At 45.4% G+C, this 22,141-nt stretch carries 26 protein-coding genes and 1 pseudogene; 25 read left to right on the top strand and 2 right to left on the bottom strand.

Translation table 11 applies throughout. The features are described from left to right. Window positions 1-14: 14 nt before the first annotated feature. The 15 genes and pseudogenes from EC604_RS16280 (at window position 15) to EC604_RS16210 (ending at window position 9,525) form a co-directional block, all read left to right on the top strand. A complete protein-coding gene (locus tag EC604_RS16280; RefSeq protein WP_123065163.1) occupies window positions 15-566 on the top strand; it encodes a nucleotidyltransferase domain-containing protein in 552 nt (183 codons plus the stop codon). A gap of 31 nt (window positions 567-597) precedes the next feature. Continuing rightward, a complete protein-coding gene (locus EC604_RS16275; protein ID WP_123065162.1) occupies window positions 598-870 on the top strand; it encodes a hypothetical protein in 273 nt (90 codons plus the stop codon). 21 nt (window positions 871-891) lie between these two features. Beyond that, a pseudogene (locus EC604_RS31050) lies at window positions 892-1,203 on the top strand (GNAT family N-acetyltransferase); the annotation flags it as partial. Between the two features lie 32 nt (window positions 1,204-1,235). Then, on the top strand, window positions 1,236-1,832 hold the full coding sequence (locus EC604_RS16265) for an HD domain-containing protein (RefSeq protein WP_123065160.1): 597 nt from the start codon (window positions 1,236-1,238) through the stop codon (window positions 1,830-1,832). Between the two features lie 45 nt (window positions 1,833-1,877). Next, complete coding sequence (locus EC604_RS16260; RefSeq protein WP_123065159.1) at window positions 1,878-2,330, top strand: NUDIX hydrolase; 453 nt, start codon at window positions 1,878-1,880, stop codon at window positions 2,328-2,330. A 98-nt stretch (window positions 2,331-2,428) separates the two neighbouring features. Next, complete coding sequence (locus EC604_RS16255) at window positions 2,429-3,217, top strand: hypothetical protein (protein ID WP_123065158.1); 789 nt, start codon at window positions 2,429-2,431, stop codon at window positions 3,215-3,217. A 51-nt stretch (window positions 3,218-3,268) separates the two neighbouring features. Further along, window positions 3,269-3,937, top strand: coding sequence for a zinc dependent phospholipase C family protein (locus EC604_RS16250; protein ID WP_161556958.1), 669 nt, complete (start codon window positions 3,269-3,271; stop codon window positions 3,935-3,937). After that, window positions 3,934-4,383 carry a hypothetical protein gene (locus EC604_RS16245; protein WP_123065156.1) on the top strand — a complete coding sequence of 150 codons (450 nt, stop codon included), beginning with the start codon at window positions 3,934-3,936 and terminating at the stop codon, window positions 4,381-4,383. Before EC604_RS16250 ends, EC604_RS16245 begins: the two co-directional genes overlap by 4 nt. 61 nt (window positions 4,384-4,444) lie before the next feature. Then, a complete protein-coding gene (locus EC604_RS16240; protein WP_240036934.1) occupies window positions 4,445-5,005 on the top strand; it encodes a GNAT family N-acetyltransferase in 561 nt (186 codons plus the stop codon). A gap of 142 nt (window positions 5,006-5,147) precedes the next feature. Further along, window positions 5,148-5,687 (top strand): PH domain-containing protein, encoded by a 540-nt coding sequence (locus EC604_RS16235; RefSeq protein ID WP_123065154.1) that lies wholly within the window; start codon window positions 5,148-5,150, stop codon window positions 5,685-5,687. After that, window positions 5,684-7,339 (top strand): PH domain-containing protein, encoded by a 1,656-nt coding sequence (locus tag EC604_RS16230; protein ID WP_240036933.1) that lies wholly within the window; start codon window positions 5,684-5,686, stop codon window positions 7,337-7,339. Before EC604_RS16235 ends, EC604_RS16230 begins: the two co-directional genes overlap by 4 nt. Window positions 7,340-7,361: 22 nt before the next feature. Then, window positions 7,362-7,724 carry a DUF3139 domain-containing protein gene (locus tag EC604_RS16225; RefSeq protein WP_123065153.1) on the top strand — a complete coding sequence of 121 codons (363 nt, stop codon included), beginning with the start codon at window positions 7,362-7,364 and terminating at the stop codon, window positions 7,722-7,724. A 21-nt stretch (window positions 7,725-7,745) separates the two neighbouring features. Continuing rightward, a complete protein-coding gene (locus EC604_RS16220; protein WP_123065152.1) occupies window positions 7,746-8,531 on the top strand; it encodes a Cof-type HAD-IIB family hydrolase in 786 nt (261 codons plus the stop codon). A gap of 115 nt (window positions 8,532-8,646) precedes the next feature. Further along, on the top strand, window positions 8,647-8,817 hold the full coding sequence (locus EC604_RS16215) for a YHYH domain-containing protein (RefSeq protein ID WP_123065151.1): 171 nt from the start codon (window positions 8,647-8,649) through the stop codon (window positions 8,815-8,817). 45 nt (window positions 8,818-8,862) lie between these two features. After that, the gene (locus EC604_RS16210) at window positions 8,863-9,525 is read left to right on the top strand and encodes an HAD family hydrolase (RefSeq protein ID WP_123065150.1); all 663 of its coding nucleotides are present in this window, start codon (window positions 8,863-8,865) and stop codon (window positions 9,523-9,525) included. 6 nt (window positions 9,526-9,531) lie between these two features. Here the strand turns inward: EC604_RS16210 and EC604_RS16205 are convergent, their stop codons facing one another. Further along, the gene (locus EC604_RS16205; protein ID WP_123065149.1) at window positions 9,532-10,689 is read right to left on the bottom strand and encodes a glycosyltransferase family 4 protein; all 1,158 of its coding nucleotides are present in this window, start codon (window positions 10,687-10,689) and stop codon (window positions 9,532-9,534) included. A 179-nt stretch (window positions 10,690-10,868) separates the two neighbouring features. On the opposite strand from EC604_RS16205, the gene EC604_RS16200 reads away from it, so the two are divergent. Together EC604_RS16200 and EC604_RS16195 are read left to right on the top strand one after the other, a co-directional pair. After that, window positions 10,869-11,438, top strand: coding sequence for a DMP19 family protein (locus EC604_RS16200; RefSeq protein WP_123065148.1), 570 nt, complete (start codon window positions 10,869-10,871; stop codon window positions 11,436-11,438). A 19-nt stretch (window positions 11,439-11,457) separates the two neighbouring features. Then, entirely contained in the window at window positions 11,458-11,739 is a 282-nt protein-coding gene (locus EC604_RS16195) for a hypothetical protein (RefSeq protein ID WP_123065147.1), read from the top strand. A gap of 73 nt (window positions 11,740-11,812) precedes the next feature. Here EC604_RS16195 and EC604_RS16190 read toward each other — a convergent pair whose 3' ends face one another. Next, complete coding sequence (locus tag EC604_RS16190) at window positions 11,813-12,586, bottom strand: sporulation protein (RefSeq protein ID WP_123065146.1); 774 nt, start codon at window positions 12,584-12,586, stop codon at window positions 11,813-11,815. Between the two features lie 190 nt (window positions 12,587-12,776). Between EC604_RS16190 and EC604_RS16185 the strand changes: the two genes are divergently transcribed. The 8 genes from EC604_RS16185 to EC604_RS16150 all read left to right on the top strand — a co-directional run bounded on the left by EC604_RS16185 (window position 12,777) and on the right by EC604_RS16150 (window position 21,987). Further along, window positions 12,777-13,319 (top strand): GNAT family N-acetyltransferase, encoded by a 543-nt coding sequence (locus tag EC604_RS16185; RefSeq protein ID WP_123065145.1) that lies wholly within the window; start codon window positions 12,777-12,779, stop codon window positions 13,317-13,319. A gap of 69 nt (window positions 13,320-13,388) precedes the next feature. Beyond that, window positions 13,389-13,913: a YfiT family bacillithiol transferase gene (locus EC604_RS16180; RefSeq protein ID WP_123065144.1), complete on the top strand. Its 525-nt coding sequence runs from the start codon at window positions 13,389-13,391 to the stop codon at window positions 13,911-13,913. A gap of 72 nt (window positions 13,914-13,985) precedes the next feature. Continuing rightward, window positions 13,986-14,495, top strand: coding sequence for a GNAT family N-acetyltransferase (locus tag EC604_RS16175; RefSeq protein WP_123065143.1), 510 nt, complete (start codon window positions 13,986-13,988; stop codon window positions 14,493-14,495). A 168-nt stretch (window positions 14,496-14,663) separates the two neighbouring features. Continuing rightward, window positions 14,664-15,047 carry a VOC family protein gene (locus EC604_RS16170; RefSeq protein WP_123065142.1) on the top strand — a complete coding sequence of 128 codons (384 nt, stop codon included), beginning with the start codon at window positions 14,664-14,666 and terminating at the stop codon, window positions 15,045-15,047. A gap of 264 nt (window positions 15,048-15,311) precedes the next feature. After that, window positions 15,312-16,037 carry a class I SAM-dependent methyltransferase gene (locus EC604_RS16165; RefSeq protein ID WP_123065141.1) on the top strand — a complete coding sequence of 242 codons (726 nt, stop codon included), beginning with the start codon at window positions 15,312-15,314 and terminating at the stop codon, window positions 16,035-16,037. Between the two features lie 75 nt (window positions 16,038-16,112). Further along, window positions 16,113-16,826, top strand: a complete 714-nt coding sequence (locus EC604_RS16160) for an SDR family NAD(P)-dependent oxidoreductase (protein ID WP_123065140.1) — start codon at window positions 16,113-16,115, stop codon at window positions 16,824-16,826. Between the two features lie 267 nt (window positions 16,827-17,093). Next, a complete protein-coding gene (locus tag EC604_RS16155) occupies window positions 17,094-19,763 on the top strand; it encodes a LuxR C-terminal-related transcriptional regulator (RefSeq protein WP_161556957.1) in 2,670 nt (889 codons plus the stop codon). 133 nt (window positions 19,764-19,896) lie between these two features. After that, on the top strand, window positions 19,897-21,987 hold the full coding sequence (locus tag EC604_RS16150; RefSeq protein WP_123065138.1) for an S-layer homology domain-containing protein: 2,091 nt from the start codon (window positions 19,897-19,899) through the stop codon (window positions 21,985-21,987). The last annotated feature ends 154 nt before the right edge of the window (window positions 21,988-22,141 follow it).

Here is a 22,141-nt window from a genome sequence, read left to right as displayed (position 1 = left end):
AGGAGAGAGTCGCTATGGACGAAAAGTCCGTATTGAGCAGAGTCATCGATATATTAAAGGAAGAGTTAACCGACGCGTTAACAGGAGTGTATTTGCATGGCTCCATGGCGATGGGATGTTTTCATCCGCTACAGAGTGATATCGATATTTTAGTTGTATGCAGAGAGAAACGCTCTTCTGAGACTTATCGCGGAATCGCCGACCAACTGATACGAATAGAAGATGAAATGCATCTTTCGAAAGGGTTTGAGATTAGTTTTGTACTAGAGTCAGCTATAACAGAAGGTCGATACCCTACGCCATTTGAGTTTCATTATTCTGCTTATCACCGGGAGAAGTACAGAAATAATCCTGATTATCTCTGTGGTGGTGATGATGACCCGAATGTTGTTGCACATATGGCGGTTATCTATGAAAGAGGTATCGTGCTGTATGGCAAGCCGATCAAGAAATTGTTCCAACCGGCGAACCGCGAGCATGTCATTCATTCTATCGCCTCCGATGCAAATTCAGCGTTGGAGGAGATTGCGGAGAATCCGGTCTATTATGCTCAAACAAATTCATGAAGCTATGCAGGCTTAAAGGAGAACATGACATATGAAAGAGTCACAACGAATCAAATGGGAGAAACAATTAAAGCAAGGAAAAAGACATCATATTCTCGTGCGCGGCGTTCTCGGCTGGGGTCTGCCTTTGGCTTTTCTGTATACCTTGGTGATGACGTCATGGAGTGGACAAAGTTTAACCCTGAATGGCGAGTTTTATGTAAACTTACTGACTGCACTTGTTCTGTTTCCCGCCGCTGGCATCTGGTATGGTGCCTGGACGTGGAAAATCTTGAAAATGAAAGTCGAGCAAGGCAGAAGGTAAAGTGATGTCAAGTATTTCTGGACAAACGTCGATGCTTTTCTGCAGCATGGTGTTGGCTATGTTGTTACTCGCGAGGAAGAGATTGTGTGCATATGTCTTTCTGCTTTTGTCGAGGGGAACACACATGCCATTGACATTGAAACACTAGAAGGTCATCGTAAGCGAAATTATGCTGCCTTGGCGGCTCAAGCGTATATGAACGAATGTAACGATAGAGGCCTCCGTTCCTATTGGGATTGCTCTCCGGATAACATAGGTTCGATCCGTTTAGCACATGGTGCAGGTTTATCTCTGGATTTTAACTATCCGGTCTATTGGTACAGCATTTCATAGTGTATGCGTCAGTAATTGAAGGGGGTAAGAGCGTGGATGAGACACTAGAGTCACAGATCCAGTTTCTGATTGAAATAGACAAGCTGAAAACCATTGAACGAAGAACAAGAATTATCCATGGCGAACGGCTCGAAAATGATGCAGAACATTCTTGGCATCTAGCAATGATGGCATTCATATTGCATGGTCATTCTAACAAGGAAATCGACATGCTTAAAGTGATCAAGATGTTACTTGTGCATGACCTTGTTGAAATTGATGCGGGTGATACCTTTGCATATGATACCCAAGGAAATACAGATAAACATGAACGAGAGCTTAAGGCCGCACATCGATTATTTGGTATGTTGCCAGAAGACCAAGCCGAAGAACTGTTAAGTCTGTGGATGGAGTTTGAGACCAAAGAGACACCGGAGGCCAGGTTTGCTTCTTCCATGGATCGGTTGCAGCCGATCATTCATAATCATCAGAATGAAGGTGATACATGGCAGAAATATAACATTACGAGTGATCAGGTATTAAATCGTAATGCTGAAATTGCGAATGGGTCGGCAACGCTGTGGAAGTATGCACAACAAATCGTACAACATTCGGTAGATCAGGGGATATTGAAACAATCCAAATCCTAATGAAGCTACCGATATTTTAACTACGTTTGGACTTAGGAGGATAACATGGGATACATCACGGATTTGCGAAAATTGGTAGGCACACGTCCTTTGATCATGGCAGGTTCATGTGTATTGGTATTTAATGAGCAAGGCCACCTGCTACTTCAGAGAAGGACAGACAGTTTGGATTGGGGCACCATTGGCGGTTCGCTTGAACCGGGTGAATCGTTAGAAGAGACTGCTGCGCGTGAACTATATGAAGAAGCAGGTCTACGGGCGGAGGCGTATAAGCTGATTACCATATTTTCGGGTCAGGATATGTATTACCGTTATCCGCATGGAGATGAGGTCTACAATGTCATGGCGATCTATGAAGCAGGAGGTATTACAGGCAGTCCGACGGTTATGGATGATGAAGGGTTAGAGCTCAGGTACTTCGACTTGACGCAGCCGATCCCCGATATCAATCCTTTCACCAAATATGTGCTGTCCAAAGCGGGATATATCCAAGGTTAGTAGGCGTTTCGCACAATATTATCATTTTTCTCTCAGTGATTTACGGATACTGATCTAGTATGATAAGAGTATCATTTTGCAAAGAGAGAGGGTTAGACATGGATACATTTTTGCAGCAAATTAACGAGTTAAATGAGCTTCAGATCGAGCTGGTCAGCCTGCATCCTTTTTTTGCAGAACACCATCCGGTTGTTGTAGCACACGAATCGTTGTTATATATCTATGATTATTCATCTGAAACCGGGCAATACGAATGGGTCAAAACCGTACCGGACGATCTGTACATCCCCGATGACTGTCTCGGTGCAATGCCCGTACATCATATAAACAATCGAATGTGCGCGATTGTGACGGCTTCTGTTTTCAAAGATTTAGAGCAGAAGGTTTTTCTGTTCCATGAATATGTTCATTGCTCTGTCTATGGAAAATACGGGGAGCGCATCGTTGACCGTCTGCAGATTAAACATAGAATGACCCAGCTAAAGCGTGTAACCTGGGAGATCGATTATGAATTTCCGTACGAAGATGAGACTGTTGCGGGGCGGATTGAATCTCTTCTATCTGCGTTGAAAAGTGAGGATTTACAGCAAATTCAGGTGGCACGCACCGCATTGTTTCAATCTCTTTCAGAAGAGCAAGCGGAATACTGGAGCTGGCTGGAGTGGAATGAAGGTTTTGCGCGGTATGTTGAGAATTTGATTCGAGCCAAGTATGAATTGGAACCTAATCATTTTGGCGATGCAGCTCCTTTTAACCGTCTCGTTTTTTACGAGTGTGGGTCGGAATATATCCGTTTGCTGGTAAAGGAGCAGACTGCGTATCATACGGATCTGGAGAAGTTGTTTGACCGGATGCAGGACGAGAGAGTGGCAGGTTTGGTGAGCTAACGAGAGATTAAATATATAACCATTCCTTCAATGGAAAAAGGAGATATGTCTATGCCTCTGCCTATGGTACATCTAAGTGTAGCCCATCAATTGGCTGATACGTTGCCTGAACCGCTGGACCTGGGAGCATTTTATCTCGGAAATATTGCGCCGGATGCCATTCATATACGTGAGGGCACGACAAGGGACGACAAACAGCACACTCATTTTTATCCTAAGCAAGAAGACAATTATACTGGACGTCTCCAGAAATTTTATGGTGATTACATCAACGAGCGCACGAGTGAAGGCTGGACTTCCTTTGTTCTCGGTTATTTCATGCACGTGATGACGGATTATTACTGGTTTCGAAGTGTTTATCCCGCATTCGAGGAACAGGTTCGTGAGCATGACCAGTGTGAGGGAGTCGTGAGAACCAAGGAAGACCTGGCCCGTTTATATTACAAGGAGACGGATCAGATTGATTTTAATCTGTATCGCACCATGAATTGGAGCGAAGAAGTATGGTCGGCATTAAATAACTCGTCAGGGTATGAGATGACAGATCGTTTAACGGTAGATGAGATTCTACGCTGGCGTGAGCGTACGTATTCTTTTCTGCAGGGAAAAGCGCCGGGCATTATTCCGTATTACATTACCGAAGAGGTTGTACAAGCTTTTGTTCAAAAAACAGTCCCGCGCTTAATCGACTTATTAGCTGAATGGGAGGCCTTGAGGTGAGATATATCGGAAGGTTGCTTCTATTCTTCAGCGTCATCTTCATTGCAGCGTGCGGTGGCAACAATTCGAGTGAGATAGGCTCCATAGAGGCTGAGAGACTAGAACAGAGTCAGGGAATTCCTACGTTAATCACGTTATCGTGTAATCAAGCTCACTTCTCTAAAACATGCCGCGATGTAGAATTCGACCGCGCTGACGAGATACGCATCGTAACCGAAGCCATATTCAATGCTGAGCGTATGCAAGGGGCCCTTGATTATGTTGCTGAGTACAATATGAACATCACGTATGCAGATGGCTCCGTCACTCGGTACGATCTGTCACTGGGTGCAGATCCAAAGACGCAAGGTTTGCTTGTAAACCAGGAGGATACGATGACTGGATATACGATCCCTCTAGAGAACGCGAATCGACTCAGACAAATCATTCAGCGGCGTATTGACTAGAAGGAGCGGAAAGACAAACAACATGAATACAGGTATATAGATGAATGGAGATGCAGGCAAGTTGATAACAATCGGAACACTGACGACAGCAGATGTGGATGGAGCATATCATATTTTTGAGACAACGATTCCAGAAGCGTACCGTCAGGAAGGAATCGGATTCCTTCTGGATGAAATTCAGGAAGAGATTGAACATAAAAAGGCTGTTGTACAATCTGTTTTGCAACATGAATCTGATCTTGAACCAACGACGACGAGTCCCTTTTTCCTTGTTGCCCGAAAAGAAGGTAAGGTCGTAGGGACGATCTCATATGGGCCTTGCGGGAAAGTCGTTCAGGAATGCACCAACCATGGTCTGGATCACGTTGGAACGCTGGGCTCCCTGTATGTTTTACCTGAATTGCAGGGTCAAGGGATTGCTTCTGCACTTATTACAGCCCTGGTCACCGAACTACAGAAGCGGGGTGTCGCCCAATTTTGTCTAGACAGTGGTTATCGAATTGCACAGCAGAAGTGGCGGCAGAAGTTTGGAGAGCCGTATGTTGTGACGAAGGACTACTGGGGCGAAGGCAGTGAAAATATGGTATGGTTGTGTGAAGTAAAGGATTTTACTGGAAAATAAACAAAAACAAAAGATGACCCCCTGCACGTGAACAGGAGTCATCTTTTTTTACTTCTTTTACTTAGAGCGCATCGCTACATACGCATCATCGTAAAGTATACAGACAGAAGACAAAAAGAGAAGAGAGGAGAGGGACTGCAACATGACAGAAACAACAGATGCACCAGATAAAACAGGAACAACAGGAACAGAGGAATGGAGCCCGCCGCAACAGAAACTTTCCCCTCATGCCATAAGTTTGTGGAGAGTTAGCGCGATCCTCTACAACGTCATAGGCTTTGTGGTATTGGCAGCGCTGCTTATACTGGACTCTGTGTATGATTGGAGACCGTGGATCGGCTGGATTCTATGGGGAGTCACGGTTATATCCGCAGGTTATGCCGTATGGGATATCTTTTTGCAGCCAGTTTGGTTGTATCGATATTGGTTTTATGGCGTTAACGCAGAGTTTGTGCAACTGAAGCATGGGGCATTGAACAAGGTGCACCAGGTCATTCCGATGGCCAAGGTGCAATCCGTATCAACCAATCAGGGGCCATTGATGAGAAAATACGGACTGTACTCGGTGTCCATCGGAACGATGGGTTCATCTCATCATATACCGGCTTTGCCGGAAGATGTGGCATTTGCGCTGCGTAACCAGATTGCGGACTATGCCCGGATTAACGAGGTGGATGAATGACGGAGTTGAAAAGGCACCATGGACTTAGTTTGTTGTGGAGTCTGGGTAATCTGATCAAAAGCACATTTGCCTTCATTCTGTTTTTATTCGTATTCCGTGCAGGGTCAGATTCGACATGGGTTTTCTATGCAAGGATGATTTTTTACATTGGTATTTCAATCGCACTGATCTCTATCATCTGGAAATGGTCTACCACTCGTTATTCAGACGATGAGAAAGCTTTCCATATCTACACGGGGGCATTCAGTCGAACCCGTAGAACGATCCCGTATACGAAAGTACAAAATGTGAGCCGACATACGAGCTTTTTTCATCGATTGTTCGGTGTAACCTCTATACGCTTCGAAACAGGTATCAAGGGTGATGATGCGACGTTTCAGCTACAGGTCGTTTCGGTTTCTGAAGCAGAACGGTTAGAAAAGCAGGTAGCCCGTCATTTATCCGAGGTCCAAGCTACGGTTGAGGAAATTATGGATGATGAGCGGAACGCACAGGATGAGAAAAGCCAACGTACAGAGCAGTATATCGAAACTGGAGAACAAGCAGGTAGTGACGTAAGCGCAAATGCCAAAGACAGTGACAATGGAATTAAAGCTTCAGGTAATGTGATCCGTACAGGTGACCATGAAGAAACAAGCGGCTTCTCTATACCTGCTGACAAAGCCTCACTCGAACGCGTCGTTCACTATCGTTCTGCGCGCAAAGATGTGTTTAAAGCATCGTTTACCTCACTTAGTTTTCTGGTGTTGATCCCGATCTTGGGTTCCTTGTACTCAACCGTAAAGGATTTCTTCCCAGACGAAACCGTAACCGAAAGCCTTGTATTATCCTGGCTTGAATCATGGTGGGTAACGAGCCTGATCATTCTGCTATTGATCCTTATATCCGTCGGGCTTGGAATTGTTCGCACCTTTGTGAAATATGGAGATTTCCAGATCACGTCCGATGACAAGCGAATTTATATTACGAAGGGCATGCTGGAAAAGACGTCGTTCTCGATCCAGAAAGACCGTGTACAGGCCGTCAAGATTACACAGTCCCTGATGAAAAGAATGCTGGGTCTTGCTGAGGTAGAACTTACAACCGCAGGTAGTTTGGGTGAAGCTAGCCAGGAGATTAACACATTATATCCCTTTTTACCTGTGAAAGAGGCCTATCGCATCATAGAAGAAATCTTGCCTTCCTACCATGTGACGGAGGAGATGCAGAGGTTGCCTCAGAAAGCGCTGTGGCTGCGATTACTTACTCCAAGCTGGTTGTGGATCATCGTCACAGGTGTGCTGGCATACTTCAAACCGGTTTTGTTCGGCGTTGAACAGGCTTGGTGGATGATGTCGTTACTGCTGCTCGGTTTGATTCTAACAGGCAGGGTGGTTAATTTTTATCATACGCGGTACGCACTGAACGATCAGTTCATTCAATTTCGCTCAGGTGCGCTGACTTCGACACAGTTTCTGTCCAAACGGGAAAAGGTCATTGAAATCAAGATTACACGTCATCCCTTGCAGCGCAAGTTAGGGCTGGCTTCCATCCATACCGTAAATCGCGCCAAGCCTGTCATGCATCATCATGTTCACGATATACCGGGTGACGTGGCAAACGCGTTCCAGATGTGGTACATGAGGCGCTCCAACGAGGTGCAGATCCGGTAGACAAAGGCAAGGGGGCGTTAAAATGAATAAAACGAAAAAGATTGTATCATGGACGATTGGCATTACGCTGATTTTATTGATTCTCACGCCGTTTATCTATGTAAAAGCTAACAAAATGATCTATGCACATCGTGTCACGACATATTTAACGGAGCAGAAACATTATTCTCCTAATGAGATTGAATCCGTAGAAGGCGTCTGGAGTGTGAAATTGCCACCCTTCCTTGCTGTAGTGAAGTTTAAGGATGAACCGGATGTGGAGTATATATATTTTGCACATAATGATGTGATTCAGTTCAGCCACCGCATTTCGGAGGAGGCGAAGAAGAGCGGCAAAACGAAATCCGACCTGAAGCATTTCGCGCCAATGGACGACCAGCAGTAGAGGAAAAGAGGACGAGGGTTAATGAAAAAAGTAATAAAAGCTGTATTTTTGGATGTGGACGGTACGTTGCTCAGTGAAAAAGATCGTAGCCTTTCCAAGGATACCGAAGAGTCCATCCGCAGGTTAATCCAAAAAGGAATTCATATCATCCTTGTGACCGGCAGACCACATCATCTGTGTGAAGAGTTCAAACATCTTGGCATAGATACGGTTATTTCAGCTAACGGAGCTTTGGTTACTTGCCGTGGTGAAATTATTCATAAATCCATTCTTTCTTCAACCATGGTTAGGGAATTCAGTCATTTTGCTGCGTCTCAGGGACATACGCTTTCCTACTTCACTGAGTCTTTAGGCATGAACGGAACCTGCCGGACGGATCATCGTGTGACAGATGCTCTTCGAGAGACACTTGGATTGATGGAATATCCGGATCAGATCATGACGCTGGATGAGGAGATATACTGTATGTGTTTATACGCAAATGAGGAGGAAACCAACCAATATAAAGAACGGTTTTCCTCTTTGCGATTTGTACGATTCCATCCATACGTTTGCAATGTGCTTGAAGCAGGTGAAGTCAGTAAATCTGTAGCAGCTCAGATCGTTCTAACTCACCTAAATATACCCAGAGAGGAAACGATGGCTTTTGGCGATGGAGAGAACGATATAGATCTACTAACTTATGTGGGCGTAAGTGTTGCTATGGGAAATGGTGGAGAGCGTGTTAAGCAAAGTGCCGATTATGTCACACTGAAAGCGAGTGAGAATGGAATAACCCATGCGTTAAGGCACTACAAGCTTATATAAAAGGACTTTAGTTGGAATAAGGGATATCCATATTGTGGATTTTTATGTAAAATGAGATGAAGTGAAATGAGAAAGCCCTAAAGCATAGGGTGTGAAAAGAAAGGTGAAATTTGATATGAAAAAAGGCTTTATTATCATGTTATCGCTGGTTATGCTTATCGGTGTATCCTCTTCAGCGTATGCACATCCGGGTCGATTGGACAAAAACGGTGGACACAAGTGCTCTGCAAAATCGATTAAAAAAGGTCTGTGCACAGGCTACCATTATCATAAAAAGAAAAAGTAGTTTCCATTTCTCAATTATCTAAAGGAGAACGGAGGAACAAACTTCATGGATCGTATTAAAGCTGTCATTTTTGACTTGGACAACACGATTCTAAACCGGACAAGAACGTTTGAGGGCTTCACACGAAGTTTGATCAACACGTATTTTGGACACATGGAATCGACCGAACATATAAAGCAGCGGATCATCGAGCTCGACGAAGATGGTTATAAGGAGAAACCTCGGCTGTTCGACGAATTATTAGAAGAATTACCTTGGGCCGAACATCCTCCGCACGAAGAACTAATGGCATTCTACGGCCGGGAGTATGTGCGAAATTCGGTGCTAATGGATGAGGCAAGAGAAGTGGTACAGCATTTGAAAGGTCGTTATTTAATCGGTTTAATCACCAATGGTCAAACACAGATTCAATATGGAAAGATTGATCAACTTGGCATTCGTGAGGATTATGATCACATCATTGTATCGGAAGAAGCAGGTGTGAAAAAGCCCGATCCGCATATATTCCGATTAGCCCTTGATCATTTTGGTATAGAACCTGAGCAATGCCTCTACATCGGGGATCATCCGCTGAATGATATACAAGGGGCGGCCAAAGCAGGCATGAATACAATCTGGATGAAGGTAAACCAGCCTTGGCCGGAGGAAGTGGAGACAACACCGCTACATACAATCCATCAGCTTCGAGAATTGAAAACCTTACTTTAGCAAAATTTATGCCGTGTAGATTCGACCTATCTTCCGTCTATGACGTTGCTCAATGGCCTCTTCGTAATCTGCAATCAAAGTGTCGAAAATCTGTTCCCAGGAACGCTGTTCAGCGAATTTTCTACCTTCACGTCCCATTGTGCTTAGCCGTTCCGAAGAATGAACTCGTAAGCTTATCTCTCTTATAAACGCATTCACGTTACCCGGCTCAACAAGTATGCCGCTGCGTTGATGCACAATGAGGTCTTTGACTCCGCCGGCGTTAGCAGCTAACACGGGAAGACCCGAGGCCATCGCTTCCAGCACAACATTGCCGAAGGTTTCCGTACAGGAAGGAAAGACAAACAGATCCGCTGAAGCATACATCGACGCAAGCTCATCACCATGCAGATACCCTGTGAACGTAACATTCGCAGGAGCTTGCTGCTGCATCTTGGGAAGGGCAGGGCCATTACCGACAATGATCCAGTGAACATGGGCTTGTATTTCTGCGGGCAATTGCTGCATCGTGGCTGTCAGGGTGGCTATATCTTTTTCCGGGGAGATGCGTCCAACGTAGAGCAAGATGAAAGGTGCGGTGATCTGATACTGTTCGCGAATGTTGATGGTTCGTTTGCATGGAGCATAGAGGTTACAATCAATGCCGCGGGACCAGAGCTTAAGCCGTTGAATCCCCTGAGCCTGTAGGGTGTACATCGTGTCTTGGGACGGGACGAATGTAGTATTACAGGTGCGATGAAACCACTTGATGTACTTCCAGTATAGTGGAATGACACTTCGAAGCTTGTAATAATCGAGATAACGATCAAAGTGGGTGTGGTAAGAGATGACGTGTGGAAGGTGGAACTTGAGTGCGTGCCTCAGGCCAAGCAGTCCCATGTTAAACGGTGTAGCGACATGAAGCAGATCGGGTTGAAATTCCTGTAGCTGTTTGTAGGCAGTTACTCTGCTGGGAAAAGCAATTCGGCATTCGGGATACAGAAAAAAGGGGATATTGAATACTGAGCTTACGGGAGCTTCAACGTTTCCTTCCATGATGGATTGGGATGTAAACAGCAGATGTTCTATACTTCTGCGATTCAGATGGTTGCTTAGACGATGGAGTGTACCTGCGACACCATTGGTTTCTGGAAGATAAGTATCTGTGAACAAGGCTAGACGCATCCTTACCCCTCCCTAAACTTGTGATGCCAAGATCATAACAGCGAATTATTTTCCATAAGTCAAATGCATGTTAACTTGGCGCGATTTCTTTTCTATACAGCATATTCTGGTATGATGGAAAGACGTGGCGGCGCAGAGCATGACTACGCTATATAGAGAGATACAGGAGGACAAGTGAGATGAACAAGTTACAGGAAGAACTGGCGGAGTTAATGCCGCCAGCAGGCATCGAAGAGATGTCAGGTGAAGAAATCGTGGGCAGCATTGCAATGGACATGTACCGTGCTGAATTTGCTACGATTCGGGAGCGGGTTTCAGAGCTGCCTGTTGTGTTGCGGGACATCATGTTGATTATTGATCTGGATACCGAACTAACCATGAATGGATTGACCGGTTATTTGGAGAATGCCAGCGGAAAGCATCTGAGAGAGGTCATCGAAGCGTTAATCCGAAGTGGCAATGAGACAGATGCGATGATTTTGCAAAAGGTGGAACAACTCTTGAAGGAACAAGGAATCACGCCAGAACAACTCAGAGAAAACGTGGAACGTCTGTCCGAACACGACATCTCAACAAGTTTGCAGACACATGGGACACAGATCCATGAGTTATTACAGCGGGTAGAGCAAGAAGTTCAACAATTAAGCTTTCAAGCGGATAATGAAGAAGTTTTCGATTTGCTGTACCAGTATGTAGACGAGCATAAAGATAAATTAAAGCAGCAACTGGAGCAGTTTCTCGTTCTATAAGAATAAGGGGGAGAAATGAATGCGTCTGAACAAACGTGTGGGGATTGAAACCATTATCGTTAGCTTTGTTTTCATACTTTTGTTGGTGGTTTGGAAAGTAGTCCAAGGCATGGTTTTAACATTACAGAATGTTCCGCAAGGTACGCCATTGCAAACGTCTGGTGCGGCATCGCAAGTTGACTTTGGACATGTGGCAAGTGGAAGCGGTTTGATGATAGCCCTAAGTGTTGGGGGGATATTCCTTTTTGCTATGGCATATTATGTTGTTCGTTCTTATGTTGTGGGTAAAAGCAAGAGATAAAGAGAGCAGCCCTTGGCATCAGATGGATACATAGCCAGGGGCTGCTCTCTTGATGTTTTTGCATGTTCGCAGTCTATAGGTGCTCTGAAATAATCTCTTCCAAGCCTTGTGCGACGGAACGTGCACCACGCTCCAGATGTCTCTCGTGCAGTTGCAGACGCACATAGGTCTCATCCGTGCCCATGGCTTCGGATAGCATTCCGCTAAGTCCACGTGCACGACGGTCGATCTGTATCAACAGTTCCAAGGAATTCCCCATCGGATAGAAGAGAACTTCAAGTTCATCCAGATATCCGCGGAACTTGGTGGTCGGCACAAACTCAAACTCTTGTACAAACGGCAGATTGCCACCGAGCCTTGGAGCATAATCATTAGTTACTTCACGAAGCCTGAATCCCAGCATATCTATGGCATCCAGTACGATTTCCATCTCCCTGGAAGGCACAACATGTATAAGGTCTCGATCTGATGGGTCTACTGCGCTAGAGATGTCCAGCCCCGTTTCGACCCATACTTCCGCACGGTGTAGTGTAATCGGTAGATTTTCCGGTAGCTCGAATTGAAAGCTCTTCTCCAGTTTTGCACCGGGCTGCAGGGTAAACCCCTCGGTGAGCAGATATTTGGCCACTACAGCCGTTTCCTTCACTTTGCGATCATTGCTTTCCCGAATGTAGTGCGTTTTGATTAAAAGATAAATTCGATCGACCTGTTGCTGCACATCCCCGCCTTCAATGTATACAATTCCTGAAAGCGTTCCACCGGGCATGACTTCTGTCGTATGTAATTCCGTATTCACTTTTGCTGCACCTACACCAACGCTGGCCAACATCTTCTTGAAAAATGACATGCAACTAACCTCCAGATTCAATGGATTATGATGGGGAAAAGATGACTTCGAGCATAATACGACGTTTGCAATAGAGGAGTTTCAATTTTTACAACAGGGGGAATCTGCATGGTTTCGTCGAATGTTACTTTAGGATCAAGAATTCGGTAGATCGGTTAACAAAGATTAGAGGTTCGTGGAGGGGGCTGAAATGAATATCGTATATCAAGTGGGAAAATTGACAGTTCGCCTGCTACAGACAGAGGATGAGCAATTGCTGGTCAAATGGTTGTCTGACCCGGAGGTTCTGCAGTACTACGAAGGTCGGGATCAGCCGCATGATCTGGAGCTTGTGAGAGCACATTTTTACAATCAGGATGATGAAGCTGCACGTTGTATTGTGCAATATGACGGTCGGCCAATCGGATACATTCAGTTCTATGAACTGGAGACAGAGGAACGTGCGGAATATGGTTATGCTGACAATGGTGAAATCATCTATGGGACGGATCAATTCATCGGGGAAACGGATTGCTGGAATATAGGTATTGGCACACGATTGGTGAAGTCCATGACAGCGTATTTAATTGGGGAGAAACATGCCCGGAAAATCGTGATGGACCCGCAAGCGTGGAACGAACGTGCGTTATCTTGTTACGAAAAGTGTGGTTTCAAAAAGGTTAAACAGCTGCCACAGCATGAACTGCATGAAGGACAGATGAGAGATTGTTGGCTGATGGAGTATACTCCATAAAATAGCCCGATGAGTCGTGTCGTGTTCATATGCCGTAAACAAATCCACAGGGATTATGGGGGAAATGAGATGGACTATAGATATCCGATTGGGCAGTTCACACACGAAGGAGAGGTAACGCTGGCTCAAAGGCAGCAATGGATTCAAGATATTGCAGACTTGCCTGAACGTGCGAGAGAAGCGGTAGAAGGACTGGACGAAGAACAGCTAAGTCTGCCATATCGGGACGGCGGCTGGATGCTGAAACAGGTTATTCACCACATGGCAGATAGCCATATGAACAGTGTGATTCGCTTCAAGCTCGCTTTGACAGAGGATACGCCCGCGATTCGCCCGTATTTTGAGGAGCGCTGGGCCGAATTGAGTGATTCCAAGGATCTGGAAATCGAGTTTTCCCTCCAGCTTCTGGATGCACTGCATCGCCGCTGGGTAGCATTGTTAAGCTCCTTCTCGAATGATGACTATGCTAAAAAGTTCTATAGCCCTTCGTCCAATAAGACGATGAGACTCGATCATTGTTTGGGACTGTATGCATGGCATGGCAAACATCATGTTGCCCAGATCACTTCGCTTCGAGATCGACTGGGAATTTAAAAAGTACACTAAAACTTTCGTCATATTAGAAGTGTTATTTTATACGAAGGCTGTAATGGAGAGGAGAACTTCATGAGCAATGTACATATTCGACTTTTAACCAAGCAGGACGCGCAAGTCATCTCAGAATCATTTCAGGAACAGGGGTGGCACAAACCGCCTGAATTGTATGAACGATATTGGGAAGAACAAGAGAAGGGGAAGCGCGTAACCCTGATTGCCGAATTGAACGGGCAATTTGCTGGTTATGTCAACGTGATCTGGACATCGCAGTATCCTTCTTTTCAGGAACAGGGCATTCCCGAGATCAATGATTTCAACGTTCTGATGAAGTTTCAGCGGCAAGGGATCGGTTCCAAGCTGATGGATCACGCTGAGAAAGTGGTGAAGGAACGTTCTGAAGTAGCAGGCATTGGGGTAGGCGTGTATGCAGATTATGGCAAAGCCCAAGTACTCTACGCACATCGGGGCTATATTCCAGACGGCCGGGGTCTTCACAGAGATGATCATTATCTTCAACCTGGTGAAGAGACGATTATCGATGATGAGGTTGTCCTTTATTTGACCAAAAAACTGCTGTGATCTTAAAACAACAGAGGTTAACAATGGTAAGGGACATGAAACGTCAATTTGGCTTCTCTAAAATGTTTATCTTAAAATAGGACATACATGTTATACTCAATTGGAATCTGAGGCAATCTAAGTGTGAAGGAATACCGAGATAACTTGATTAGAGGAGTGGTTTGGTACATGTTTAGCAAATTAGGCCAAGTTATGCTATACGTCAATAACCAGGACGAATCCCTGGCTTTCTGGACGGAAGTAGCCGGATTCCATATCGTGGATGAGGTTATTCTTGATGGAGGTATGCGATGGATTGAGATTGCGCCTGCGAAAGATTCACAGACAAGTATCATTTTGCATGATAAAGAGGTCGTGGCACGTATGTCAGCAGGGGTAAATCTGGGCACACCTTCGTTGATGTTTTTCACAGATGACCTTGATCGGTTATATGCCGATTTGTCTGCTAAACATGTAACGGTTGGAGAAGTTGTAGAGATGCCGACAGGGCGTGTCTTCAATTTTGCAGATAATGAGAAGAATTACTTTGCTGTGATGGAACGCAAGGGATAAAACGAACTGTATTTATAGCTGTACAGTTGTAATCTTATAGCTGGAATTTCAAGCGGACGACATGTGATGTTGTTCGCTTTTTGTATGGAGAAAATAATGCATATTCTACTAAATTTACACATGAAAAATAGAGAATGAATGGTTAAAAATGTTATAATAAAGTGTAGTGAATTGAGTTGGATTTCATGCAAAAATGCTAGTGAGACAGTAGGGTGAACGTAGTGGGAAACCTATTTTAAGCGATGAAACAGGAGGAATTCAGACTTGGAAAAAACAATCAAAAGTGTGCAGGATCTCTATGACATGCTCGATGCGGATTTCAGATCGGCCAAGCAATTTTGGGAGCCGTTCTATGAGAATCGGGACAGACCCATTCCGTTTTTTCCAAACAAGCCAGACGAGAATCTGGTTGCTGATGTAGAAGCTGGAAGATTAAAAGGGGGCAGAGCATTGGAGCTGGGATGTGGCCCCGGGCGGAATGCATTGTATCTAGCAGGGCACGGTTATCAGGTTGACGCCTATGATCTGTCAGAGACTGCGATTGCTTGGGCCAAGGAACGGGCCGCGGAAGAACAACTGGATGTACATTTTGAATGTCGTTCTGTGTTCGAACTGGCGCCAGAGCAGGAATATGATATAGTCTACGATTCGGGCTGTCTGCACCATCTGCTACCGCATCAGCGTATTCCTTACATTGAGATGATTCATCGTGCGTTGAAGCCGGGAGGTCTGTTTGGTATGACTTGTTTTGCACCGGGATTTGGCGGTCAGGGTGGGCCAGAACATGTGATGAACGATTGGGAAGTCTACCGTGAGAAGACGATGCGGGGCGGACTTGCTTTTACGGAGGAGAAACTTCGATATTTACTAGAGGAACCATTTGAGTGTGTGGAGTTGCGTCCAATGAAGGCAATGGGGCAGGAAGATCCGTATTTTGGTTTGCCTATTTTGTGGGTGACGTTGTGGAGAAAACCGGAAGAGCGTGACTGACATGTTTCGGGATGAAATACATATCAATGATGCGGCATTGAGCAGATATATGAGAATTGAAGGGTGGAGAGCATATTGGGAAACAGAACCTTTATTATCACAGGTACATCCAAAGGCATTGGCAGACAAGTTGCGGAACTTTGTTTGGAAAAAGGTGACTCTGTCTACGGCATAGCGCGCGGAGCATCAGACTTGGGCAATACGTATGAACGGTACACTCATGTCCAGTTCAATCTTGAAGACATTCATGGCATCGACGATGTAATCTCGCGCATATTGGAGCAGATTCCGCTTCTTTCTGTGGAATGCATCGGACTTATTAATAATGCGGCCATGCTTGAACCGTTGAAACCCATAGATCAGTGTCTTGCGGATGAGATTAGCATTCATCTGAATATTAGCCTGGCTGCGCCGATGATTCTTACGTCATCTTTTATTCACCATACCAACCATATGACGGCACGCCGAAAAATTATTAATGTGAGTTCTGCTTCGGGCAGTTATCCCGCTCCTTCGATGGCTACTTATTGTACATCAAAGGCAGGAATCAACATGTTCACACAATGTGTAGCGATGGAACAAGCTTCACAGTCTAATCCGGCAGAGATCATCGTCTTTGATCCGGGCATGGTGGATACGGAATTGCAGGCCGTGGCGAGAGGAAAGAGTGCAGAGGAATTTGCGCTGTCCGGAGCATTTCGAGACGCTTACGAGTTAGGTCAACTGAAATCTCCACGTGATGTGGCATTGGAAATCCTGAAGTTACTGGAGGGGGCGAAGGAGCAGTGAATCTGGCGAACCGGATCACTCTGGCAAGAATCGCATTAATTCCGCTGTTTTCCGGTTTGAATTATATCATCGTGAATTTGAAGTCATTGAGATAAAAAGATAAAAAATCGTTTTGTTTGCCCTGTACTTTCTGTGCAGGGCTGTTTGGCTTTGTTTTGTGTAAAATGGTGTGCGGTATTGATGTTGTTCCCTGTATACTTAGAATATCTAAATGTACATACAACGATTTCTATAATGTGCACCTCAGTGCGGGTTCAGGAGGATTACATGCAACAAGAACAAACAGCTGGTTTCCATGGCGATTGGCTTCAATTTATGATTCTGACGAACAAACTAGAATTGCCCCCTCTACCAACGGATACCATGGATCGTCCAAGGCTCAGCTCGCAGTACAATGAAGTTATGAATTCCAAGGTGACGTTGTTGACTGCTCCCGCCGGTTCGGGAAAATCAACACTGCTTGGGAATTGGCTGAGAAGTGCGGCAGGTTATGCGGCTTGCGTCTGTTTGGATGAAAAGGATCAAGATCCACTTCAATTTTGGCTTTACATTATTCATGCGCTGGACCGCGTGAGACAGGGGTTATGTCGAGAGGTCTTGCCTCAGTTCTTGCAACGATATGCAATTGAGCCAAGAACAGCATTAATTTTATTGCTGAATCGTGTTGCCCGGAGTGATCAGCATACCATGCTTATTTTGGATGATTACCATGCTATAACTCGGCCGGAAATTCATTTGCAGATGCAGGATTTTATTGAAAACCTTCCTTCGTCTATTCATCTGGTCATATCGGGTCGGACGTATCCTCCGTTTAAGCTGGAGAAGCTGCGCCTGAGAGGGGAGTTGAAGCAACTTACTCTTCAGGAACTTGCGTTTACAACGGAAGAAGGCATCGACTTCTGTCAGAACGTTATGCGTATGGAGCATGCCAGCAGGGATGCCCTGGGCTGGGTGCAGCAGACGGAGGGTTGGGCAGCCGGGTTAAAGCTGCTTGCTTTATCTCACACATTAGGGGCAGACTCGGCGAAAAGTTCAATGCCAATCATGTCTTCATTCCCACATCGTGCAAAGGATGCAGAAGCAGGAAACAGAAACATCTCGGATTATTTGCTAGAAGAGGTATTCCAACGTCAGTCACCAGAAATGCAGCGCTTTTTGCTTCGAACTGCGATAACAAGAAGGATGAACAGCCGTTTAGGTCAGGTGTTAAGTGGTTTGGAGGAAGCTCCGCAGTTGTTAAGGCAGCTGGAGAAAGAACATCTTTTTCTTATCCCTCTGGATCGGGAAGGGGAGTGGTATCGTTATCATCATTTGTTTTCGGCGTTCCTGAAGCGCGAGCTAGCACATAACCACTCAGAGTTGGGCAATGAATTACATGGTTTTGCCGCGCTTTGGTATGAACAGCATGGATATCCATCCGAAGCGCTGGATCATTATATTCTTGGGCTGCATATGGAGGATGCTGCAAGATTGCTGGAAGAATTGTTTGCCCATTTCATTATGGGAGAGTGGTGGACACTCCGTAAATATTTTGATGTTTTGCCGCTGGAAATGGTGAAGGCTCGTCCCAAGTTGTATATGTCTTATTTGTTTCTTGTAGCGCGTGAAATGCCTTACGGGGAGATGGGGAAGCAGCTGGATGAGTTGGAGCATGTCATCCGCATGCATCTTCAAGGACAGGTTGCACCAGCTATTATTAAATATTTGCTACAAGTGACCTGTGTCATGAGAGCCTATATGGCGTATCTTAACCGTGATTTAGAAGGACTCTCTTCTTATTTGATGTCTTATATGGATCAGGGCTATCCTGATGATATCGCATTTCAGTATATGGACTACGATCGAAGAGAGAGCATGCGTGTGCGAAGTTTTCATGGCGTTCATGGTTACTTGAGGAGAGCCGAAGTTTGTTTTGGAGCCATTACGAAGCGCTGGTATGATGAACCTGCCTATGTAACGTCCTACTATGGATCAGGATATGGTGAGGTTTTGATGGAACAGGACCAGTTATTTGAAGCAGTGAAGTATGCGGATCGAGCTCTTGAAGTGGCTTTGCAGATCAAAGTTGCGGCACTACTCGTTCCTGCATATGTATTGAAAGCCAGGCTTGAATTACATTCCGGTAGACCCGAGGAAGGTATAAAGCTGTTGCAGCAGGCTGAGAGTCTGCTGTCCGAGAAGGATGCGGAGTACTGGAAAACTGTATTGGTGGCACATCGTAATCGAATATGGCTTGAGTATCATCCTGTGGAGACGGCTACGCACATTCTCGCTGATCCGGTAGACGAACAACAAATGCCAGTTGAAATGAGTTGTGACCAACTATTTCAGTGGATGGTTCGAATACGTGCGGCCGTGACTCTTGAACAGTATGATTACGCTCAAGAGGAACTGAAACGAGTTCGAGAACAAGCTGAAAAACGCGATCTGTTGACAGAGCAGATTGAATGTGCCTTGTTAGAGTCCGTGATGCTGCAACAACAAGGATATTCAGATGCTGGTGTTGTGGCCTTATCACGTGCTCTTATTCTGGGAGAACCAGAAGGATATATCCGTTCATTTGTTGCCGAAGGGGAGCCGGTAAAACGGCTACTTCAACAGTATTTGGTGCTTCGCCGTGCGAAGGCTGTCTCGGATGATGGAGTGAAAACAACTTATGTGAAGCAACTACTTTCTGCTTTTGCCCAAAACAAAAAGGTGCGGGGCCGTTCAGCACCAGATGAAGCGAAGCATGAACAGAAGGAAGTGGGACTCAGCCCCATGGAGCAGAAAATATTTGGTCATATTGCAGAAGGCTTGACCAGCAAGCAGATTGCAGCCGAATTTGGGATATCACCTGGCACAGTAAATACACATATACGCCGTGTGTTTGCCAAGCTTGGAGCAAGCAGTCGTGCGCACGCGGTACAAATTGCCGAACAGCGGGGCTTATTATAAGCTGTGAAACAATGTCTACTTTTTTGTAGACTGTCTGGATGATGTCGTCTCTTCTACAATGAATCTAACGAAATAACGCTGTGAATTTTCGGTGTCATTAGCGATAAGATTCTGTAGGAGGTTATGTTAATAAATGTCTATTCGTAGTTCCAATTCCAAAGGTTACTCTGATCAGCGTCGGAATAAAGTTGCGACGTATATAGCCGCTGTGTTGTCGCTTACTCTCGTTGGTGCTCCGGGAACAGTAAGTGCCGCGGAGGATGCGACAAGTACTCAGGACTTGCATCAGGCTGCCCCTTGGGCCCAGCAAGCTATTGAAAAGGTTACCCAGCAACGATGGATTCTTCCAGACGGAACAGGTCGTTTTAATCCAGGTGCACCCATGACAAGAGGGGAACTTGCACATATGCTGTCTCAACTCCTAGAGATAGATGCCTCGCCTTCAGATCAACGACCGAACCAACTATTCAAAGATCTGGAGCGTACAACTTCAAACGAAACTTATATCTATGCTCTTAATTCAACTGGAATCATGAAGGGATATCCCGATGGTACGTTCCGGGCGAATGGTGTAGTGACTAGGGAAGAGCTCGCTGTTACGATGATTCGGGCTCTTAAGGTGAAAGGGTATGATGGATCATCAAATGGGCAGCGATCCTTATCATTCAAGGATAAGACGGACATTAGCGCCTGGGCTTTGTCCAGTGTGCAACAGGCCGTTGAATTAGGTCTTCTCAAGGGAGAGAATGGGTATTTTGCACCCAAACGCTCTACATCCAGACAAGAAATGGCTGTCATTGCGTTGCGAGCAACAGATACAATTCAAGTATTGGAGGCAGCAAGTTCAGAGCAAGAAGGTTCCAATTCGCAGGGGCCAAACGATACTCCAGGCAAGGTAACGGAGACACAAGGTACGATTACAGGAACAGCAGGCACAGGGAATGGTACGGTGAACAACAACAGTAATACTGGAACGACGCCGGGCGGAACAACAGGTGGAGAAAGCGGAGGATCAGTTAATCCAGGTAATCCGTCTGTCCCTTCAAACCCAACGAAACCAACGAACCCGTCTAATCCAGGAATCGGCAATCGTGCTCCAATCGTTGCTCCGGGAGGTTTGCCTGCTCAGGAATTAACGTTGGATCATGCTTCGAAGGACTTGCAGGCCTCTTCCTATTTCAGTGATCCAGAGGGCAGACCATTGAAGTTCGTTGTCTTGTCGGGAGATGAGAACATGGTATCCTCTACTGTGACGGACTCAGTAATTCGACTTGCACCACGGGCTGCTGGTCAGACGATGCTGACCATTCAAGCTACAGATGAACAAGGCGCCAGTGTAACGGCACAACTCCAGGTTACCGTACAAGTGAATACGATTAGCCGTCAATTCCCTGATACGCATTTGGCTGGAGCTATAGCATTTTGGCTACAAAAGGATTTAGATGCTCCGCTGACCAAAGAGGAATTAGCTGAGGCTCTTATCCAGACAGATGGAGGATTGTATGCAAGAGATGCTGGCATTTCCGATTTGACGGGGGTCGATATATTTAAAGGATTAAATGTCGTAGAAATTGATCTATCTGGCAATGAAATAAGCAAAGCGGATGCCTCCGGGTTCGAACAATTAGAGTGGCTCAATCTGTCGGGGAATCGTCTGAGTGAAATCAATGTCACAGGACTTGAGCATCTGGAGTATTTGGATCTGGAAAATAATCGCCTTGCTTCGTTGGACGTGACGGGACTGAATTCCCTGCAAGCATTGTATATGAGTAATAATCAGCTGACTCATCTGCCTAGTGGCCTGGTTGACTTGCCCAATCTGCAGTCCATAGGTGTAAACGACAATCCAATTCCGCTCAGAGAAGAACCGGATTTCACATTGCACCATGCACTACTAAAAAAGCAAATCAGATATACCTTTGATGGTGCAGGGCCTGAATTAATTGAGGCACCGGCAGGAAATACGGCTTATGTAGGTGGAGATGAAATTGAGATAGACTTGTCCTACATGTTTAGAGATGAGGATGATGACAGATCGACACTTGTCATAGAAGCGGAGTCTTCTGATGAACAATTAGCAACAGTCCGAATGGTTGGACAGAAATTATACGTGACAGCACTAGAGGGAAGTAATACGCCTATTCAAATTTGGGTAATGGCTACAGATCCGTTGGGCATGACGGGCTGGGGTTATGTAGAGGTTTATCTGAGAGAAGCCCAGTAGATCTTAGTTTAATCAGGTTTAGATGCAACGGTAACAGACGCACTTTCCTATGAGGAAGGTGCGTCGTTTCCATTTAGTGTAATTTAGTATAAGATGAGTGAGGCAGGGTTCAGCGATAATATACGGTACATAGATAGTAGATTGCAAATTTTGA

Source organism: Paenibacillus amylolyticus (assembly GCF_003719335.1).
Lineage (GTDB): Bacteria > Bacillota > Bacilli > Paenibacillales > Paenibacillaceae > Paenibacillus > Paenibacillus amylolyticus_D.
Note: the sequence above shows the minus strand (reverse complement) of the source record. Positions and strands in the feature narration are given on the sequence as shown.

Excerpts from the sequence above, each read along its gene's own strand:
- EC604_RS16280 (WP_123065163.1), top strand. The coding sequence starts at position 15 with ATGGACGAAAAGTCCGTATTGAGCAGAGTCATCGATATATTAAAGGAA.
- EC604_RS16275 (WP_123065162.1), top strand. The coding sequence starts at position 598 with ATGAAAGAGTCACAACGAATCAAATGGGAGAAACAATTAAAGCAAGGA.
- EC604_RS16260 (WP_123065159.1), top strand. The coding sequence starts at position 1,878 with ATGGGATACATCACGGATTTGCGAAAATTGGTAGGCACACGTCCTTTG.
- EC604_RS16255 (WP_123065158.1), top strand. The coding sequence starts at position 2,429 with ATGGATACATTTTTGCAGCAAATTAACGAGTTAAATGAGCTTCAGATC.
- EC604_RS16250 (WP_161556958.1), top strand. The coding sequence starts at position 3,269 with ATGCCTCTGCCTATGGTACATCTAAGTGTAGCCCATCAATTGGCTGAT.
- EC604_RS16235 (WP_123065154.1), top strand. The coding sequence starts at position 5,148 with ATGACAGAAACAACAGATGCACCAGATAAAACAGGAACAACAGGAACA.
- EC604_RS16230 (WP_240036933.1), top strand. The coding sequence starts at position 5,684 with ATGACGGAGTTGAAAAGGCACCATGGACTTAGTTTGTTGTGGAGTCTG.
- EC604_RS16225 (WP_123065153.1), top strand. The coding sequence starts at position 7,362 with ATGAATAAAACGAAAAAGATTGTATCATGGACGATTGGCATTACGCTG.
- EC604_RS16220 (WP_123065152.1), top strand. The coding sequence starts at position 7,746 with ATGAAAAAAGTAATAAAAGCTGTATTTTTGGATGTGGACGGTACGTTG.
- EC604_RS16215 (WP_123065151.1), top strand. The coding sequence starts at position 8,647 with ATGAAAAAAGGCTTTATTATCATGTTATCGCTGGTTATGCTTATCGGT.
- EC604_RS16210 (WP_123065150.1), top strand. The coding sequence starts at position 8,863 with ATGGATCGTATTAAAGCTGTCATTTTTGACTTGGACAACACGATTCTA.
- EC604_RS16205 (WP_123065149.1), bottom strand. The coding sequence starts at position 10,689 with ATGCGTCTAGCCTTGTTCACAGATACTTATCTTCCAGAAACCAATGGT.
- EC604_RS16200 (WP_123065148.1), top strand. The coding sequence starts at position 10,869 with ATGAACAAGTTACAGGAAGAACTGGCGGAGTTAATGCCGCCAGCAGGC.
- EC604_RS16195 (WP_123065147.1), top strand. The coding sequence starts at position 11,458 with ATGCGTCTGAACAAACGTGTGGGGATTGAAACCATTATCGTTAGCTTT.
- EC604_RS16190 (WP_123065146.1), bottom strand. The coding sequence starts at position 12,586 with ATGTCATTTTTCAAGAAGATGTTGGCCAGCGTTGGTGTAGGTGCAGCA.
- EC604_RS16185 (WP_123065145.1), top strand. The coding sequence starts at position 12,777 with ATGAATATCGTATATCAAGTGGGAAAATTGACAGTTCGCCTGCTACAG.
- EC604_RS16180 (WP_123065144.1), top strand. The coding sequence starts at position 13,389 with ATGGACTATAGATATCCGATTGGGCAGTTCACACACGAAGGAGAGGTA.
- EC604_RS16175 (WP_123065143.1), top strand. The coding sequence starts at position 13,986 with ATGAGCAATGTACATATTCGACTTTTAACCAAGCAGGACGCGCAAGTC.
- EC604_RS16170 (WP_123065142.1), top strand. The coding sequence starts at position 14,664 with ATGTTTAGCAAATTAGGCCAAGTTATGCTATACGTCAATAACCAGGAC.
- EC604_RS16155 (WP_161556957.1), top strand. The coding sequence starts at position 17,094 with ATGCAACAAGAACAAACAGCTGGTTTCCATGGCGATTGGCTTCAATTT.
- EC604_RS16150 (WP_123065138.1), top strand. The coding sequence starts at position 19,897 with ATGTCTATTCGTAGTTCCAATTCCAAAGGTTACTCTGATCAGCGTCGG.